Genomic DNA, 17,933 nt, shown 5'->3' with positions numbered 1-17,933 from the left:
ATCAAATTCTGAACCAAATTTGCAGTCAGAATGCTTTCTTAGTAAACAGGTTGATGTTTGTAGTTTGAGGTTTTCGGTTGCCAAACAGGCAATGGATTTACTTGTGAGCTAACAACAAACCTCAAGCCACAAACATCAAAAAAATAATTTCATTCATGGAATACGATGTGATTTTCATTGGTTCGGGGCCGGGTGGTTATACCGGCGCGATTCGCTGTGCCCAACTCGGACTAAAAACGGCCATTATCGAAAAATACCAGTCGCTTGGTGGCACCTGTCTTAACGTAGGCTGCATTCCATCGAAAGCGCTGCTCGACTCGTCGGAGCATTACTACAATGCCGCCCACACGTTTGCTGAGCATGGCATTAAACTGGCTGACCTGCAGGTCGATCTGGCTCAGATGATTGCCCGCAAAACAAGTGTGGTCGATCAGACAACGAAAGGAATTACCTTTCTGATGAAGAAAAACAAGATCGATGAGCTGCATGGTTTTGGCTCCTTTGTCGATCCGCATACCATCAAAATTACCAAGGAAGATGGTTCTGAGCAGGTTATCAAAGGCAAAAACATTGTGATTGCAACGGGCTCCAAGCCGATGTCGTTTCCCTCGATGCCCATTGATAAGAAGCGGGTAATTACCTCCACCGAAGCGCTCAATCTTCCTGAAATTCCAAAGCACTTAATTGTGATTGGAGCGGGTGTTATTGGCGCGGAACTCGGCTCGGTATACGCCCGGCTCGGCTCGAAAGTGTCGTTTGTGGAGTTTGCCGATTCAATGATTCCGACGATGGATAAAACGATGGGCAAAGAACTTCAGAAGTCCATCAAAAAACTCGGTGCCGATTTCTATTTCAGTCATAAAGTGACTAAAGTTGAGAACACGGGTGATGAAGTCGTTGTCAGCGTTGACACGCCTAAGGGTGAGCAAATCACCCTCACCGGCGACTATTGCCTGGTTTCGGTTGGTCGTCGTCCTTATACTGATGGGCTGAACCTGGAAGCGGCTGGCCTGAAGACCGATGCTCGGGGAAAAGTTGAAGTAGACAATTACCTGCGTACCAGCGTTCCGCACATCTATGCCCTTGGCGATGTTATTCGGGGTGCTATGCTGGCGCACAAAGCCGAAGAGGAAGGCACCTTCATTGCCGAAACCATCGTTGGTCAAAAGCCCCATATTCACTACCGGCTGATTCCGGGTGTGGTCTATACCTGGCCGGAAGTAGCCTCGGTAGGCTACACCGAAGAGGAAGTGAAGCAGGAAGGCATTCCATATAAAGTCGGTTCGTTCCCGTTCAAGGCGCTGGGTCGTGCCCGCGCGAGCATGGACGTGGATGGGTTGGTAAAAGTACTGGCCCATAAAGAAACCGACGAGATTCTGGGCGTTCACATGATCGGTGCCCGTACGGCCGATATGATTGCCGAAGCAGTTGTTGCCATGGAATTCCGGGCCTCTGCCGAAGACGTATCGCGCATGTCGCATGCGCACCCGACCTACACCGAAGCCTTCAAAGAGGCTTGTCTGGCCGCTACCGACAACCGGGCGATCAATATGTAGGTTTATTTGCTATCAGAATGTACGAGCCCGGCTGCTGGAAAGCGGCCGGGCTTTTCTGTATATTGCCCTCTTAACCAATACAACCGCCTACCATGAAAAAAACAATTACACTACTCTTTACTGTGCTGGTCGGGTATGCACAGGCACAAAACGCCGACTCGGTCGCCATCCGAAAAATATATAATGAAGCGCTCGCCAATGGCAAATCCTACGACTGGCTGCGCTACCTGACAAAGCAGATAGGGCCCCGCCTGAGCGGTTCGGCAGGAGCACAAAAAGCCGTCGACTGGACGAAGCAGGTAATGGAGAAGGAGGGATTCGACCGGGTGTTTTTGCAGGATGTAATGGTGCCATATTGGGTCCGGGGCGCTAAAGAAGAAGCCTTTATCCGTATTGGGAAACAGAAAACAACGGTGCCGATTGCGGCCCTGGGCGGTTCTGTGGCCACCGGATCTAAGGGTATCGAAGCGAGTGTTATTGAAGTGAAAAGCTTTCCCGAGTTGCGGGAGTTGGGACCCGATAAAGTAAAGGGCAAAATTGTCTTTTTTAACCGCCCCATGGACCCAACCAAAATAAATACCTTCGAAGCCTACGGTGGAGCGGTTGATCAGCGGGCCAACGGTGCTACCGAAGCTGCGAAGTTAGGCGCTGTGGGCGCTATTGTGCGCTCCATGACTAACATACACGACGATAACCCCCACGTGGGTGGCATGCGTTATGGTATGGGCGTTCCCCTGATTCCAACGGCAGCCATAAGCACCAACGGAGCCGATTTATTAAGCAAATCTTTAGCCGAAAACCCCGGTCTGACATTCTATTTCAAGCAAAATTGTGAATCCTTGCCCGATGCCAAGTCCTATAATGTCGTAGGCGAAATCAAGGGCAGCGAGAAACCCGATGAAATCATTGTTGTGGGTGGTCACCTGGACTCCTGGGATTTGGCCGAAGGCGCACACGACGATGGCGCGGGCTGTGTGCAGTCTATTGAAGTACTGCGCATTATGAAAGCATTAGGCATTAAGCCAAAGCGTACTATTCGGGCGGTTATGTTCATGAACGAAGAGAACGGATTGCGCGGTGGTATTCAGTATGCTGATTTAGCCAAAAAGAATAATGAAAAACACATTGCTGCCGTCGAGTCCGACAACGGAGGGTTCACACCACGCGGTTTCGGCATTGTGGGTACACCTGATCAACGGGCCAAGGTTATGCCCTGGAAACCCCTGCTGGTACCCTACGGCCTTCTGGAAATAGGTGCCGGTGGCGGTGGTGCCGACATTGGTCCGTTAGCGCAGTCGGGAACGGTGTTATTTGGGTTTAAACCTGATTCGCAACGGTATTTCGATTATCACCACACAACGATAGACAAGTTTGAAACTGTTAGCCAGCGGGAGCTTGAACTCGGTGCTGCTTCAATGGCTGCTTTAGTCTATTTGCTGGATCAGCACGGGTTGTAAACGTAAACAGACTGCCTACAGGTTTTTATCAATCAATTTTTTGACTTCGTCGAACGCGTCCGGTAAGGGCGCGTTTCGTTTTACAATCTTTCCCGTTCGATTAATGACTGTTCCTGAGAGGTCATTATCAGAACGGAGCCGCTCAACGGCGTCGATTAATTGGTTATCCGTTAGTAAAAGATGGTCGCCTGCGAGATTATAACGAGTGGCAATTTCGGGCCATAACGATTGATCAGTACCTGGTGCGGGCAGATAGACAAGCGAGAAATCGCGCGAGCTGTAGGCGTTTCGCAGGCGCTGTGCATCAATTGCCGCCTGCCGACCGGCCTCATCGGTGGGCGAGAAGAAAAGTAGATAAATTACTTTCCCCCGATTGGAATTAGCAACCTGATCAAAAAGGGAAGAACCGTTCCCAGAGGTAGATTTTGTGACGAAAACGCCGGGTGAGATTTCTAACGAAGATGCCGTATTGCCTGCTTTTCTCAGCGTTTGAATAGCCGCCCGAATCCGGGTGCTGTCTTTCACTTCAAGCCGATACAATTCGTCGAGTGATTGTGCCAGAGCGGGATCCTTGACCTGCGGACGACCATAATCGTACAGCAGTTCGGCAAAGTTGAGCGTTAATCCAGGCAGGGAGGTCGCTAACCAGTAAGCAGCAATATAATTCACTGCCAAACTGTCGAACTGACGGATACTACGCTGAATCAACGTTTCGTAATTGACCAGTCGCTGAAGCGTATCGGGACTTCGCTTAATCAGCCCGTCGAAAAATTTCAAGTCTGATGATTTGGCCGAGTTTGCCAGGGCATAATCACTAAGCCGAAGGCGTTCATCAGCCGTCAGGTTTTTGCCATACCGTTCCAGTAAAATTGATAAGGCGCGCACGGTAAGTCCATTCGACCGGCTATTGGTTGACTCGGTCATTACCCGTTGGGTGGCGTAGCTGGCGAAGCGATTCATGGCCGACGCGCGAGCTGCGGTCAGTATGTTATCGTTGGCTGGCCGGAGCGAATCCGTCAACGAAACTGGAATTTTTTCGGCTTCATAAGCTGCTTTGTCATACAAAAAGGCCGCGGCATTGTAGCGGTTGCTGGCTGTGATCCAGCGGGCCACCAGTGGAAACGCTTTTTCTTTCCGATTAAAGGCAACAAAAGGGGCCTGATAGGCTTTGTTTAGTACATCAAATGCTCGTTCGCCGGAGAGGCTGGCTATTTGTGTTGTTAGTTTTTTGCCATCCGGCTTGTCGGAGAAAGACGCTTCAAAGGCTTTATAGCGGGCAAACTGGCTGTTCACCTGCGCATTCACACCCCCAAACCGAAACGGAACCGCTGCCGTGAACAGCGAGTCTGCGTCCAGGTCAATCGTTAGGGTGCCGGGAGCAGCCAGAAATGCGGTTGAAATGCGCCCGTAATTAAAGTACATTTCTTCCTGCGGATAAATCAGCGGAAGCGATACCCGGAAGGTGCCATCGACGGCCAGGGGAGCCGGACGAACCAGCTCGCGGCTGGCTTGCAGGATGTTATTGCGGCTCACCAGAACCGTGGGCGACTCCCGATACAGCCGGGCCGACAAATGGCGAATACGGCCCGTAACGATAACGGAGTCGGTTTGGGCGTGGCTTAAAAACGAAATGAACAGGAGCGTACTTAGCAATCCACTACAAATGGGTCGGGAAAGATTTTTCATTGGTTTAGGCATACAGATAAAGCAATAACAACCGAAAACCGAAAACAGTCAACAAATGCACTGAAATGTCGACAGCTTATTTCGTTTTTATGCCATGGTATTGCTCTTCTTCCTGATAATCGGTGCGAAGGGGGTGGCCAACCCAATCGGTGGGCAGCAGAATTCGGCGTAGGTCAGGATGGCCTTCAAACTGAATACCGACAAGATCGAACGCTTCCCGTTCGTGCCAGTCGGCGGTTCGCCAGATAGAGGCTACACTCGGCACCACGGGTAGTTTTGTGCCACTCGTGGTGCGTGATACCACCACCTTAAGCATCAGATTGTGCTCGTAGGGAATAGACGTGACATTGTAAACAACCTCCATCGTGTTGAGTTGAGCGCCATTGTCGATGGCGGTAATGCAGGCCAGCAGGTCGAAAAACAGTCGCTCATCATCGCGCAGAAACCGGCAAATTTCGACTAATTGATCAACCCGAACGGTGAGGTAAGGCTGTAGATTCTGGGTGTTGGCTACTACGGTATCAGGCCCGAAGTGTAGCGAAAGAAGGTTGGTTAGCTCGGAAAAGGTCATTATTATTAAAAATATAGCTTGTCGTACTACGCCAGCCAGGCCAGCCACTGCATCCAGTTTTCGATCCAGAACAGAAACTTGGTCGCAAATTTAGCGGACGGGGCCGAGGACGGGGCCAAGGTCAAGCTGTTGTTATTCAGGTTGGTGTCCATGTAGATTTTCTGCTTCGGATCGACATTGGCCCAAATGGCCTTGGCATTTTCGGTTATGGTGAACTGGCGCTGACGACCCTTGCCATCCCAGAATAGCATTAACTCACGGCCATTGTCAAAATGCACCAGCACATCAACGGGCATAATCCCGTCGCCATTGCGTTGCACCGTAATAACACTCTGTTTTTGGCCGGCTTGCGTTCTGTTCCTTAACGAAATAAGTTCGTAGTCGATCACCTTGTCGCCGTACAAAACCTGATCGAAAAACCAGTTCATATCAGGGCCGTATTTCGTGCCAAGCCGCTTAGGGACAATCTCATTCACGATGTCGATGAAGTCCTGACCGTCGGGGTGTTTGAACTGCCATCGGCTAAAATACGTCTGCATGATTTCGTCCATCACCGGCCGACTGACCAGCCCTTCCAGCGTCCGTAGCCAGGTAGCCGTTTTGGAGTAGGTCAGCACGCTATATTGACCTTCGGGTAATTGCCAGGTGTTGCCGAACGACGATCCAATGGCGGGATTGTCCTGATGCACATAACTATCCCGCGAACTTTCCAGATCGCCCATCCCGAAGCCAAACAAGTCGATTTGCGACGAACGAGCCCCGTAGGTAGCGTCCATGATCCGGCCCTCATAATACTGGTTGAAGCCCTCGTCGAGCCAGGCTTCTTCAAACTCGTTGGTTGCCAGTAATTGCATGAAGTACTGATGCCCAAACTCATGAATGGTCACTTCTTCCGGAAACCGAGCTCCGGCGGGTAAAAACCAGGCGCTGCCAGCGGTAATAAACGTGGGGTACTCCATGCCAAAGGAACCCTGCGCATGGAATGGCGGATCAACAATGGTTAGGTTCGGAAATGGGTATTTGCCGAGGTGTTTGTCAAAGTAGGCCAGGGCTGCTTTAATTGCATCGAGGTGTCGCTGCGCCTGGTGAGCGTGTTCCGGCTGCATGACCAGCTCCAGACTAACAAAGCCACCATCGGGGCGTTTCCACTTGTCTTCAATGACCTTAAAATGGGGAGAGGCTGTCCAGGCAAAATCAACGACATCTTCGGCATGGTACAGAATGGTTTTGGTGCCGTTGGCGTGCAGTTTTTCGGACTGGTACAGACCCGTTGCGCTTACCCAATAGTCTTTGGGCGTGGTAATCTTTACATCGTACACTCCATAATCGGCGTAAAATTCAGAGTGGGCATGAAACTGATGGCAGTTCCACTGGCCTACTTTGGCGTAACGCGTTCCGGCAGGCTCATAGACGCCAATCTTTGGAAACCATTGCCCGATCAGAAAAAAATCCCGGCTGAAACCCGTACGGGCAAATATTTTCGGCAGCTTGGCCCGAAACGCAATGTCGAGAACAATGGTCTCGCCCGGCCCAACGGGTTTGCTCAATGGCACCCGGATAACCGTATGGTCGTCTCTATTTTCAGTTCCGGCCGCCTGGTCGTCGGGTTGAACGAACTGGTAGGCCAGCGGCTCCGATGCGCCTGCCAACGGGCCACCGCGCCGACTCATCGACACAATGTCGATGGAGCCATACGGATTTTCCTTCGCATTCCGGTCAATGACATCGCCCCGCAACTGCCCGCCTGACTCGCGCATGAACGTTGATTTTTCGTTGCGAAACGCGTTCAGGTAGAGGTGAAACCGTAATTCCCGGATAACATCGTTGGACGGATTACGCCAGGTCAGCGTTTCCTGCCCTTTGATTTTTTTAGAAACGGGGTCCAGCGCCACGTCAATTTGGTAATTGGCCAGGCGTGGGCTTAGGGGCGACGAGAAAATAGGCTTTGCAGGTTGAGCAAAGCCACTTAACGATATACCCAGCAGAAGCAGGGATAAAAATTGATTCATGGCCGGGGCGATTCGGTACAAGTGGCTAAGTACCGAAAAACCACGCGTGATTGCAACCGAATAGCGTTTATCGGGAGGGCCCGTCATTCAGCTATACCCCAACCACCCAGCCCGGGAAAGCACAAATGCCTCAGGGAATTTGTTTGTCGCCAACCTCCAGGGAATTGATGCCGGATGAACGTGCTGCCAGTGGGTTCGCTCGTAAAGCATCCCGGATTTCAGTCAGTAAAACTTCCTCCTTGGTTGGAGCCAGGGGCACTTCCTCAACATCGGCTTTAACCCGCATCAGGCGATTCATGCTGCGAATAAACAGGAAAATGATGAAGGCCAGAATGAGAAAATCAATCAGGATGGTCAGAAAATTACCGTAAGCGAAAACGGGCCCCAGCTTTTTGGCGTCCGCCAACGACAATCCCTCCGTAATTTTTTCGGAGAGCGGAATATACAAATTGCTGAAGTCAACATTGCCAACGGCCCGGCCCACCAGTGGCATAATCAGGTCATTTACAACCGAATCAACGATTTTGCCAAAAGCGGCCCCAATGATCACCCCAACTGCCAGATCCATAACATTGCCACGCATGGCAAATTCTTTGAATTCCTTAAGCATGTGTGTATGTGTTTACTCGTTAAAAAATGGACGTTTGATGAAAAGGTAGTTATCTGATAGATAGGCTGTTGGATATTAGTAAATTATTTATTCTATGGGCTAACTAATGAGCCTATTTTCGTATTTATTTATGGATAGACATGGCTTCGCTTAACCAGTCGAAAATGGACGGTTACCAGCAGTTAACTGGTATCCAGGCGCTTTCGGTCGGTTCGTGCGGAGGTGCGTTTTGGTTTGATTGACGGTTCGTATTGCTGCAACGTTTTCACGGTCTTAGGGCAGCCCGGTTTTGTTTTGAGCTTAAAAACAGCCACATTGATACCTGGTTTTTCGTTTCATACAACCTCGCAATACACTCAATGCACGATCGCTTCCTGCCTCTATTCTTATGTCTTTTTATTTCTGGTCTAACGTACGCGCAGCCGTATGATCTGGTTATCAAAAATGGCCGCGTCGTCGATGGAACGGGCAATCCCTGGGTGTATGCCGACGTGGCTGTCCAGAATGGCCGTATTGCCCGGATCGGCACCCTCAAGGCAACCGATGCCAAACGCACCATTGATGCGACCGGACTTATTGTTGCTCCCGGATTTATTGATGTTCATACGCATGTGGAAGGTGACCTGGAGGTGCAACCCGGGGCGCCAAATTTTATTTTCGACGGTGTAACCACTATGATCACAGGTAACTGCGGGGGATCAAGCACCAACCTCCGTACGTATTTCGACACCCTTCGCATGCAGGGCATTTCGGTGAATCTGGGTTCGCTGATCGGGCATAATACGGTACGGATGAAAGTCATGAAAATGGCGTTTCGTGAACCAACCGCCCGCGAGCAGGCCGACATGGAAAGTCTGGTGGAGCAGGCCATGAAAGATGGTGCCGTCGGTATATCGACCGGGTTGATTTATACGCCCGGCACCTACGCCCGAACGCCCGAAGTGGTCAATCTGGCTAAAGTGGTCTCGCGCTATGGCGGGGTCTACGCTTCGCACATCCGTAACGAGGGCCAGAGCGTCAAACAAGCGGTCGAAGAGGCTATTCTGATCAGTCGGGAAGCCAGGATACCCGTTGAAATATCGCATTTTAAAGTCGCGAGCAAACCGCTTTGGGGAAAAAGTACTGAGACGGTCGAACTCGTGGAAGCGGCTCGCCGGGAGGGGCTCGACGTAACGGTTGACCAATACCCTTATACGGCTTCCAGCACGTCGCTGGAGAGTATCGTTCCTTCCTGGGCACTGGCCGATGGTGATTCGGCCGTACTGGTCCGGTTTCGGAATCCCGTTTCCCGCGCCAAAATCAGGACTGAGATGCTGGACGCTCTGGCAAAAAACCTACGCAGGAGCTATGAATATGCCGTAGTTGCCAGCTACAAACCGGATTCCAGCTTTAATGGAATGAGCATTAGTGCGATCAATCAGAAGTTAGGGCGTAAGAATTCTGCCGCTACGGAAGCCGATCTAGTTATGGAGTTGATGGAGCGTACCAACCTGCAAAATATACAAATGGTGTACCATACGATGTCGGAGACGGACGTAGAAACCATCATGCGCTATCCGAATACCATGATTGCGTCGGACGCTGGCGTGGCTACACTGGGCTCGGGCATGCCGCACCCGCGCGCTTATGGCACCAACGCCCGCGTGTTAGGCCGTTATGTGCGCGAACGGCATGTTATCCCACTGGAAGAAGCCATTCGGCGGATGACCTCTTTGCCCGCCCAGCGGTTTAATCTAACGGATCGGGGATTGCTCCGGCCAGGTTATGCCGCCGATATCGTTCTGTTTGATGAAAAAACCGTTGCCGATAAAGCTACTTACAATCAGCCACATGCCTACACGACGGGTATTTCCTGGGTGTTGGTGAATGGTACGCCCGTTGTCGAAAATAACCGGCATACTGGCCAGCGTCCAGGCCAGTTGCTCATGGGACCGGGTTATGTGAAGTGAGAAGAGGGATATAGGATACATCTTTTTTCTCTCCTGATTGAACCCAAACGGTTAAGTAGTCCTTTTGCGATAAACTATCTGAAACGTCTTTTTGCATTTTGGTAAATTCAGCATTCCCGGAACCCCCCGATCAACTGTTCGGCAATTTGTTTAGTGATGTACAACTTGGTCATGTTTTTGCCGACTCTAAAACATTTGTAGACTGCACACCTAAACGGGAGCCGGCCGAAGTCGTTGCTCAATACGAGAACCAGAAAAACCAGCCCGACTTCGATCTGAGTACGTTTGTGCATGCTTACTTTACGATGCCCGAAAAAGTGGCGGATAAGTACATTAGCGATACGTCGATCAGTACGACTGAGCACATCAACCGGCTGTGGGATCACCTCACTCGTCAGGCCGATGGAGCGCCAATCGCTGGCAGTTCACGTATATCGCTGCCGCATCCATACGTAGTGCCGGGCGGGCGGTTTCGCGAAATCTTCTATTGGGACACCTACTTTACCATGCTTGGCTTAAAAGAAGCCGGGCGGGTGGATTTGATTCGGGACATGCTCGATAATTTTGCGTTTCTGATCGATGAGTTTGGCTTTATTCCGAACGGGAACCGGACTTATTTTCTGAGCCGGTCGCAGCCACCCTATTTTGCGTTGATGGTGGGCCTACTGGCTGATATCGAAGGCCCTGAAGCATGGGTGACGTACAAGCCGCAACTGCAGTGTGAACATGATTTCTGGATGCAAAATCAGGAGAAGCTGTCGGACGAAACGCCTATATGCAGCCGCGTCGCAAAGGTAGCCGGTCAGTATGTATTGAATCGCTATTGGGACGACACGCCCCGACCACGGCCAGAAGCCTACCGGCAGGAAGTTGACTTGTCGCAGAGCGCCGAACCACTTGGGGTTGTACCTGCCGAGCTCTATACGCATATTCGGTCGGCCTGCGAATCGGGTTGGGATTTTAGCAGCCGCTGGTTCAGCGACCAGAAAACGATGACCAGTATTCATACGGCACACATCGTATCCGTCGATCTGAATTGCCTGCTCTACTCACTGGAAACAGCCCTGCATCAGGCACCCGGCGAACCAGATGTAACCGAAAAAATGGCCGCAGCGAGCGACCAGCGTGCGCAAGCGATCCAGCAAATATTCTGGAACGAGGACACTGGATTTTTTCATGATTATGACGTTGTTACGGGGCGACAAACGGAGGCCCTAACGTTAGCGGGCGTGTTCCCTTTATTTTTTAAGCTTGCCACGCCCCAGCAGGCAACCCGCGTTCACGAACGGCTCAAAGCTGACTTTCTGCAGCCGGGTGGCTGGGTCACTACGCTTCATCAGACAGGCCAGCAATGGGACTGGCCTAACGGCTGGGCTCCCTTACAATGGGTTGTTTATCAGGCATTACTCAATTATGGCTTTGTGGAAACGGCGCGCGAAGGCCGAAACCGCTGGATGAACTTAAACGATAAAGTATTTCGGGTAACGGGCAAAATGATGGAAAAGTACAACGTCGTTCATGCGGCTCTTACCACTGGCGGAGGGGAGTACCCTAACCAGGACGGCTTCGGCTGGACGAATGGCGTCTATCTGACGATGGATAAAGAGCGAACGAGCGAATGAGTGAACGAGCGAATGTATGTGGCAAATTCTTCACTCGTTCACTCATTCGCTTTTTATTTATGGCACTGAATTTGTAGAGTGAGCTTTTACTACTTTACTCGATACGTAATTCGCCATGAAAAAGCTCTTCCTCACGGTGTTGGCCGCTGGTATGACCACCGCTGCCTTTTGTCAGAAGACGTTTATTTTATCGCATCAGGATAAAAAAGGATTTTTCTCCGTTTCGGCAGGGGCCAGTCTTCCCATTGGGCGGTATGCCAGCTGTGAACCCGCTGATGGACAGGCTTGTATGGCCGGTCAGGGGTTTGCGTTTAACCTATCAACCGGCTATCGGATTGCTGGCCCCATTGGTCTTATGATCCGGGGAGAGCAGCATCGGAATACCGTAAATACCAGCGCCATGCTCAATGCACTCTACCGCAACGACTCCGACGTCTGGACAGCTAAAGCCGATAACTGGTCTGTTCTCAGCATAATGGCTGGCCCATACATCTCTATTCCGATGGGGCTCTTTTCCATAGATGGACGCTTACTGGCTGGCCGGGCTTTGGCGGTGCTGCCTAATACGGCCATGGCCGGTAATTTCGGGGCAACGGAAATGGCGGTCCAGACAACCGGCTCCCAAAGCACGGCCTTGTCTCTGGGGGGCGGAGTAACCCTGCGGTATCGCCTTGGACGCAGTACGGCCCTCAACCTCAATGCCGACTACAGCCGTGCCGACTTCACGTTCAATAACCTGACGTCCACCGCTACAAACGGATCTATTCGTTCAGAAAGTTTGGTTTACAGCAGCAACAGAGTCGTTAGCGTCGTTAGTGTATCGGCAGGTATAACGTTATTATTTGGCAACAGCTTCCGTCCTTTCTAGCGACCGTTGGTTGGCTAAGCCGACGGTTCATCCGCATCGGGTTGTAACCCTCGGCTTAGTACCGTAGTTTAGTGGCTGAACATCATCCTATTCAGACCATGACACCCCTTCGTCGGCATGCCGTTCTTCGGCGCGTAAAAGACATCACCCTCAGTGCTACCCTCAGTCTGGCGCTGCTCAATGGAGCTGCTATGTTGCAGAGTTGCGGCAGCAATAATTCCGACGAAGCGGCAGAACGAACTGAAACAAGCTTCCGGAAAGGTGTTCGAACCTACATCACCGAAACCGCGCCCGGTAATTTTAAAATCACCGACGAGGTCCAAACGGGACCTGATCAGGCGGGGGCCATCGTTAGCTACTTCGATGGCCATCGGGACACGCTGAGCGTAGAAGCCGCCAAGAAACTCGTCGAAACGGACCAGTCTACAAGCACTTACCTCAATAATCCAAATGCGTACCAGGCGCATCATCACAATGGTCTGGCCAATGTATTGCTGTGGGGAAGTTTGGGATACATGCTGGGCCGATCCAATTCATCGCAGTATGTTAATGACCAACGTCGATACGGCTCTGGCGTGTATGCGAATCCGGGCCTCTATCAGCGGTCAACGCAGGTTGGGGAGAATATCCGTACATCGCGTGTAACCCGCACGGTTCGGCCATCGGGTGGTCGGAGTGGTTTCTTTGGTGGCCGTAGCCGAAGTTTTTCGGGCTAGGCAACGGGTTAAGGGAAGGGGCTGGATTTGGGAGTCCCGTGAACTAAATGCGCTGTTCTGCACCTATTTAGATAGCGGTCAGATGAGATGCCTTGTTGAGTAACTTAGCCAATAACCGTGTACCTTTACGTATGAATCGGAAAAAAAACTGGGAGCGGCTGCGGCAGGAAACATTTGATATTTGTATAATCGGGGCGGGCGCCAGTGGCGCTGGTGCTGCTCTGGACGCGGCTTTGCGCGGTTACCGCGTAGCGCTCATCGACCGGGGTGATTTTGCCGGAGAAACTTCCTCCCGATCCACCAAATTGATTCATGGCGGGGTCCGGTATCTGGAACAGGCCATTAAAAAACTCGATCTGGCGCAACTACGGCAGGTACGTCACGGCCTGGCCGAACGCCGGACCGTTATTCGAAATGCCCCTCATCTGGCGCATCCGCTGGCTATTCTGACGCCCGTATTCAGTTGGTTTGAAGGTATGTATATGACCATCGGCCTATCGCTTTACGATTTTATTGCGGGCCATGATGCCTTTCCCAAAGGCAGTTGGCTTAATCAGGCACAGGCCCTGGAAAAAAGCCCGATGCTTACGCGTCAGATGCACAGCGCCGTACTTTACTACGATGGTCAGTTTAACGATGCCCGTTACGCGCTGGCTCTCGCTCACTCGGCCGACGAAGCCAGTGCTGCCGTCGTCAATTATGCCGCTGTTACTGATTTTGGCCGGGAGAAAGGCCAGCTCAAAACGGCTGTTGTTCAGGATCAACTGACAGGAGAGACTATATCTGTTCGGGCAACTGTATTTTTAAATTGTACAGGTCCTTATGCCGATGGAATCCGATTGCTGGCTAACCCCGCTCTCGAACCGCGCATTCGGCCCAGCAAGGGTGTGCATATTGTGCTGCCCCGCCAAACGCTGCAAAGTGATTACGCCGTACTGATTCCGAAAACGAAAGATGGACGCGTAGTTTTTGCCATTCCATTCGGCGATAACGTATTTGTGGGAACAACCGATAATGACTACTCGGATTTGGCATTGGAACCAGTGCTGGAGCCGGATGAAGTCGACTACCTGCTCGAAACCGTAAAGCCCTATTTGGCTAAAACACCACTCCGTTCGGAGGTACAGGCCGGTTTTGGGGGCATTCGCCCACTGATTGTGAGTAGTCGTGCCGATACAAAAACACTTCTTCGCGACCACGAAGTGGAACATGATTCGGAGTCTGGTTTGCTGAGTTTACTGGGCGGCAAATGGACAACCTACCGGCTAATGGCCCAGGACGCGATTGACCGGGCAGGTGAACTGTTGAAAAGAACGGTGCCCGGCCGCACAGAAACGCACTACCTCATTGGGGGCGAAGCGTACCGGTTCGACGATTGGCAGCTATTGCAAACCCAATATGGCTTGCCAACTGATGTTTGCCAGCACCTGATGCGAACGTACGGAAACCGGGCGGAACGCATCGCTCAACTCACCGAAAAACAGCCCTCTTTGGCTGAAAAACTCACTGATAGCCAGCCCTTTATTAAGGCCGAAGTGGTGTACCAGGTTCGGGAAGAAATGGCCGTTACTCTGCGTGATGTACTGGCTCGCCGATGGCGGCTTGAGCTGTCCGACTGGCAACTGACCGCTCAGCTAATCCCACAGGTAGCCAGCCTGATGGGCAATGAATTGATGTGGGGCGATGCGCACCAGGTCGGGCAGATACAGGCGTACCGGAATTTACTGGAATCATTTAGCAAACAGGCCGGATTAACAGCCAGTCAATCAGTCGTAGAAACTAACTGACCGTTACGGGTATGGTCTGGAATTTTACAAGTTGAACGCTCTAAAACAGGCGAATAACAGGCTTGGATCTACTTCTGATTAGCAGAACGCTACTTATACAGGAAAATATGCTTCAATACATTATCTGGAATGTTGATCCTGAAATCGTTCGGATTGGCTCTTTGCCTGTGAGATGGTACGGCTTGCTGTTCGCTATTGGATTCCTGATTGGCGTTCAAATTATGAATCACATTTTCAGAACTGAGAAGAAGCCCCTTTCTGATACGGATCCGTTGCTCCTGACAATGGTTATCTCAACGGTTCTAGGGGCCAGACTAGGGCACTTTTTGTTTTATGAACCTTACATGTTCATTCGAGATCCGTTATACATCATAACACCCCCTTTTGGTGGATTGGCTAGTCATGGGGGTATACTGGGCATCATTATTGGCCTTTGGCTTTACTCACGTCGTCAGTCGAGTCAAATCAGTGGTCAAACATTTTTATGGGTTAGTGATCGAATTTGCATTGTGGCGGCTTTAACAGGGGCCTTTATTCGATTTGGTAATTTAATGAATTCCGAAATTTTTGGGAAACCGACCGATGTACCCTGGGCTTTCATCTTCCTGAGAGATCACGAGTTTAGTCAGGTACCTCGCCATCCTACCCAACTCTATGAATCGTTGTCTTACCTGATTTTATTCATAGGGCTATTCTGGTACTGGAAGAACTACCGCAACCAAGCGGCATCGGGGACTATGTTAGGCATCTCCTTAGTTTGGGTGTTTGGCCTGCGCTTCGTCTGGGAGTTCTTTAAAGAAAACCAAGTTACTTTTGAAGATAGTATGAGCCTTAACATGGGTCAACTATTAAGTATACCCGCCATTTTGCTGGGGTTGATTTTACTTCTAAGGAATTTTATCAGACCTGCTTCCCTACTTCCGGTTGCCCTGGTGATTCAATCGTCGAGCCTTTGTTATCAATGCGATTATCAGTCAGCTCTACCAGCCTCCAGGAAGGCCAATTCGAAGAGATGTGAAGCTTTAGTTTCGGGTAAGCGTTCTCTCGAAATAAGACATTTTCAAGGTGTTACAACCGTATAGTGAAAATCAAGAAGCAGTTTTCTAACGTAAGTTCTTTACTATAATCTAAATATCGGATTCAGATCCGAGACTGTGCTTTAAACATAAGCAACGGGATTGAAACCGACACGATTCATCTTTCTTACTCCTATTAGCTCATTGTAATTTCAGGGGCTGTTACAAACGTTTGTACATTAACCAGCCAGGTCTTTTGGGTAGCTGTTTTCCAACATAAGCGAGTCAAGCTATTAGTTACTACTTGACCCATCAAATGATCCGTTTACTTTTGCAACAGTTTATTGGTTACATACCATTTCTGATTGCAAACGACAGGGCATTAAACATCTCCATCGTGCGTATCTAAGCCCCCATTGACCAGAGCCAGAGCCCGTTTCCCGAGAGAAGTTGAACGTGACATTTTCCTGTTTAGCGCTGCTGATTGGCTTCGAAGGAATTTCATACTACGTTATCCACTAGTTCGGTTGCCGTGAAAAATAACTCACTGGCGCCAATAGGGCATCTCGGCCGAGGTAAACAGCAGTTTGCGGTTTTGTGTGGGCTGGGCTGTTCCGGTCAACTCGATGGTATACACCGACCGTGTGCCGTTGCCTGTATTGTCGGCATTAGTGAACACGAGTTGTGAGCCGTTCGGCGAAAAACGTGGGTCCAGGTCATTCGTGCCGGTTGGCTTATTCGTTTGACTGGTGCTTGCCGACGAATTTGGCGTAACCGATAAATCCGTTAAGCCATTCGTCGTCAAATCGAGCAGGTAAAGCCGGGCATCCAATTGGCGGCCCTGTTCGTTCATATAGCCACTGACATCAGCCGAGAAAACCAGTTGGCGCCCATCAACCGAAAAGGCGGGATTACCGACGCGGTTGTCCCGACGCACATAAACGGATCTTGTCCCCGAGCCATCGGCCGCAAACGTTATGATTTCATTGTCATACACACTGGTACCCGTCGTTCGGGCGGCAATTCGGTTGCCCTGCGGAGTCCAGTCACAACCCGCAAAGATGCGCCCGGAAGATGCCTGCGCCACAACGTGCAGACCGGTTCCGTCGGTCCGAATGGCAAAAAGCCTGTCGTTGTTGGGGTAGAGTAGCTGCGTGCCATCCGGCGACCAGCAAAACGACAAATCCGTTTGATACAGCCCCGCAATGGGCACGGTCGTCACCTGTCGGCTATTACTACCGTCGGCGTTCATAATGAATAGTTGCGGGTCGGTATTGATATTGGAAATATAGGCGATTTGCTGTCGATTGGGGCTAACGATAGGTCGCCAGTTGCTACCATCCCGCGTGAGTTGCGCCATCGGGCCCGTTGCGTTCGCCGTAAAGAGCTGATATTGCCCATTGATCCGGCGCGCAAACACGAAACTATAATCGGGCACCGGGCCCGTGGTAAACGACCAGATCGGACCGTTTACGGTATTGATGCCGTCCTTAACAATCACCTGCCACAAATACGTCGTATTATAAAGCAGGTTCGACAGGTTCAGCGTATCGACTCTCAGACCTGTATAGGATGCTGTGGGTGTTGCGCTCCCTGATCTGAACAATAAGACATCGTACGTCAGACTATCTCGGTTGGGATCTGTTGCGCGCCATTTGAGCGTGAGCAGAGTTGACCCAATGGTCGTGGTAGAGGCTGGCGAAACCAGCGTTGGTGCCGTTGGCGGGCGATTTTGGGTTTGGTCGTCGGTCAATAAAACCGTGACCAGGGGCGAGGCATCGGCCGTTACGGTAATGGTCGACGATTCGGTACCATAGTTGACTTTGGCCACCCGAATCGTATAGCTACCTACCAGCACGCTGTCGAAACGAAAATTACCCGACGAGTCGGTAGTGACAACGCGACTGGTTGGCGATAACGTTACCGTTGCATTCCGAATGGGTTGTTGGTTGACACTATACAGAACCCGTCCCCGAACGGTAGCTAGTTGAATGGGATCGACGTAGGTGTCTTCATTGCAACTCCAGCAAACCAGCAGGCTCGAAAACAGAATAAGTAAATAACGTAGATAATTCATTGATGGTGA

The 17,933-nt window shown here is 50.9% G+C and carries 13 protein-coding genes; 8 read left to right on the top strand and 5 right to left on the bottom strand.

Annotated features, from left to right (window positions below):
• Positions 1-143 precede the first annotated feature (143 nt).
• Together lpdA and ACYVAM_RS23040 are read left to right on the top strand one after the other, a co-directional pair.
• Positions 144-1,556 (top strand): dihydrolipoyl dehydrogenase, encoded by a 1,413-nt coding sequence (gene lpdA, locus ACYVAM_RS23045; protein ID WP_461071689.1) that lies wholly within the window; start codon positions 144-146, stop codon positions 1,554-1,556.
• 92 nt (positions 1,557-1,648) lie between these two features.
• Complete coding sequence (locus tag ACYVAM_RS23040; protein ID WP_461071450.1) at positions 1,649-3,013, top strand: M28 family peptidase; 1,365 nt, start codon at positions 1,649-1,651, stop codon at positions 3,011-3,013.
• A gap of 15 nt (positions 3,014-3,028) precedes the next feature.
• Here ACYVAM_RS23040 and ACYVAM_RS23035 read toward each other — a convergent pair whose 3' ends face one another.
• The 4 genes from ACYVAM_RS23035 to mscL all read right to left on the bottom strand — a co-directional run bounded on the left by ACYVAM_RS23035 (position 3,029) and on the right by mscL (position 7,889).
• Positions 3,029-4,699: a hypothetical protein gene (locus tag ACYVAM_RS23035; protein ID WP_461071448.1), complete on the bottom strand. Its 1,671-nt coding sequence runs from the start codon at positions 4,697-4,699 to the stop codon at positions 3,029-3,031.
• Between the two features lie 76 nt (positions 4,700-4,775).
• Positions 4,776-5,270 (bottom strand): NADH-quinone oxidoreductase subunit C, encoded by a 495-nt coding sequence (locus tag ACYVAM_RS23030; protein ID WP_461071446.1) that lies wholly within the window; start codon positions 5,268-5,270, stop codon positions 4,776-4,778.
• A 26-nt stretch (positions 5,271-5,296) separates the two neighbouring features.
• The gene (locus ACYVAM_RS23025; RefSeq protein ID WP_461071444.1) at positions 5,297-7,279 is read right to left on the bottom strand and encodes a M1 family metallopeptidase; all 1,983 of its coding nucleotides are present in this window, start codon (positions 7,277-7,279) and stop codon (positions 5,297-5,299) included.
• 130 nt (positions 7,280-7,409) lie between these two features.
• A complete protein-coding gene (gene mscL, locus ACYVAM_RS23020; protein ID WP_461071443.1) occupies positions 7,410-7,889 on the bottom strand; it encodes a large conductance mechanosensitive channel protein MscL in 480 nt (159 codons plus the stop codon).
• A 359-nt stretch (positions 7,890-8,248) separates the two neighbouring features.
• Here mscL and ACYVAM_RS23015 point away from each other — a divergent pair, with 359 nt between their 5' ends.
• The 6 genes from ACYVAM_RS23015 (at position 8,249) to lgt (ending at position 15,913) form a co-directional block, all read left to right on the top strand.
• A complete protein-coding gene (locus ACYVAM_RS23015) occupies positions 8,249-9,838 on the top strand; it encodes an N-acyl-D-amino-acid deacylase family protein (RefSeq protein ID WP_461071441.1) in 1,590 nt (529 codons plus the stop codon).
• Between the two features lie 98 nt (positions 9,839-9,936).
• Entirely contained in the window at positions 9,937-11,460 is a 1,524-nt protein-coding gene (gene treF, locus ACYVAM_RS23010; RefSeq protein WP_461071439.1) for an alpha,alpha-trehalase TreF, read from the top strand.
• Positions 11,461-11,575: 115 nt separating this feature from the next.
• Positions 11,576-12,328, top strand: a complete 753-nt coding sequence (locus ACYVAM_RS23005; protein ID WP_461071437.1) for a hypothetical protein — start codon at positions 11,576-11,578, stop codon at positions 12,326-12,328.
• Between the two features lie 98 nt (positions 12,329-12,426).
• The gene (locus tag ACYVAM_RS23000) at positions 12,427-13,044 is read left to right on the top strand and encodes a hypothetical protein (protein WP_461071435.1); all 618 of its coding nucleotides are present in this window, start codon (positions 12,427-12,429) and stop codon (positions 13,042-13,044) included.
• Positions 13,045-13,175: 131 nt separating this feature from the next.
• Complete coding sequence (locus ACYVAM_RS22995) at positions 13,176-14,831, top strand: glycerol-3-phosphate dehydrogenase/oxidase (RefSeq protein ID WP_461071433.1); 1,656 nt, start codon at positions 13,176-13,178, stop codon at positions 14,829-14,831.
• A 107-nt stretch (positions 14,832-14,938) separates the two neighbouring features.
• Positions 14,939-15,913, top strand: coding sequence for a prolipoprotein diacylglyceryl transferase (gene lgt, locus ACYVAM_RS22990; protein ID WP_461071431.1), 975 nt, complete (start codon positions 14,939-14,941; stop codon positions 15,911-15,913).
• 478 nt (positions 15,914-16,391) lie between these two features.
• On the opposite strand, the gene ACYVAM_RS22985 is transcribed toward lgt, so the two are convergent.
• Positions 16,392-17,924 carry a carboxypeptidase regulatory-like domain-containing protein gene (locus tag ACYVAM_RS22985; RefSeq protein ID WP_461071429.1) on the bottom strand — a complete coding sequence of 511 codons (1,533 nt, stop codon included), beginning with the start codon at positions 17,922-17,924 and terminating at the stop codon, positions 16,392-16,394.
• Positions 17,925-17,933: the final 9 nt, after the last annotated feature.

The sequence above is a fragment of the Spirosoma horti genome (assembly GCF_054776595.1).
The sequence above is the reverse complement of the archived record's forward strand: the minus strand, read 5'-3'. Positions and strand labels throughout refer to the sequence as shown.

Bases quoted from the DNA above. Each gene is read 5' to 3' on its own strand.
- mscL (WP_461071443.1), bottom strand. From the start codon at position 7,889: ATGCTTAAGGAATTCAAAGAATTTGCCATGCGTGGCAATGTTATGGAT.
- ACYVAM_RS23035 (WP_461071448.1), bottom strand. From the start codon at position 4,699: ATGAAAAATCTTTCCCGACCCATTTGTAGTGGATTGCTAAGTACGCTC.
- ACYVAM_RS23005 (WP_461071437.1), top strand. From the start codon at position 11,576: ATGAAAAAGCTCTTCCTCACGGTGTTGGCCGCTGGTATGACCACCGCT.
- ACYVAM_RS23030 (WP_461071446.1), bottom strand. From the start codon at position 5,270: ATGACCTTTTCCGAGCTAACCAACCTTCTTTCGCTACACTTCGGGCCT.
- ACYVAM_RS22985 (WP_461071429.1), bottom strand. From the start codon at position 17,924: ATGAATTATCTACGTTATTTACTTATTCTGTTTTCGAGCCTGCTGGTT.
- ACYVAM_RS23025 (WP_461071444.1), bottom strand. From the start codon at position 7,279: ATGAATCAATTTTTATCCCTGCTTCTGCTGGGTATATCGTTAAGTGGC.
- lgt (WP_461071431.1), top strand. From the start codon at position 14,939: ATGCTTCAATACATTATCTGGAATGTTGATCCTGAAATCGTTCGGATT.
- ACYVAM_RS23000 (WP_461071435.1), top strand. From the start codon at position 12,427: ATGACACCCCTTCGTCGGCATGCCGTTCTTCGGCGCGTAAAAGACATC.
- ACYVAM_RS23040 (WP_461071450.1), top strand. From the start codon at position 1,649: ATGAAAAAAACAATTACACTACTCTTTACTGTGCTGGTCGGGTATGCA.
- ACYVAM_RS23015 (WP_461071441.1), top strand. From the start codon at position 8,249: ATGCACGATCGCTTCCTGCCTCTATTCTTATGTCTTTTTATTTCTGGT.
- ACYVAM_RS22995 (WP_461071433.1), top strand. From the start codon at position 13,176: ATGAATCGGAAAAAAAACTGGGAGCGGCTGCGGCAGGAAACATTTGAT.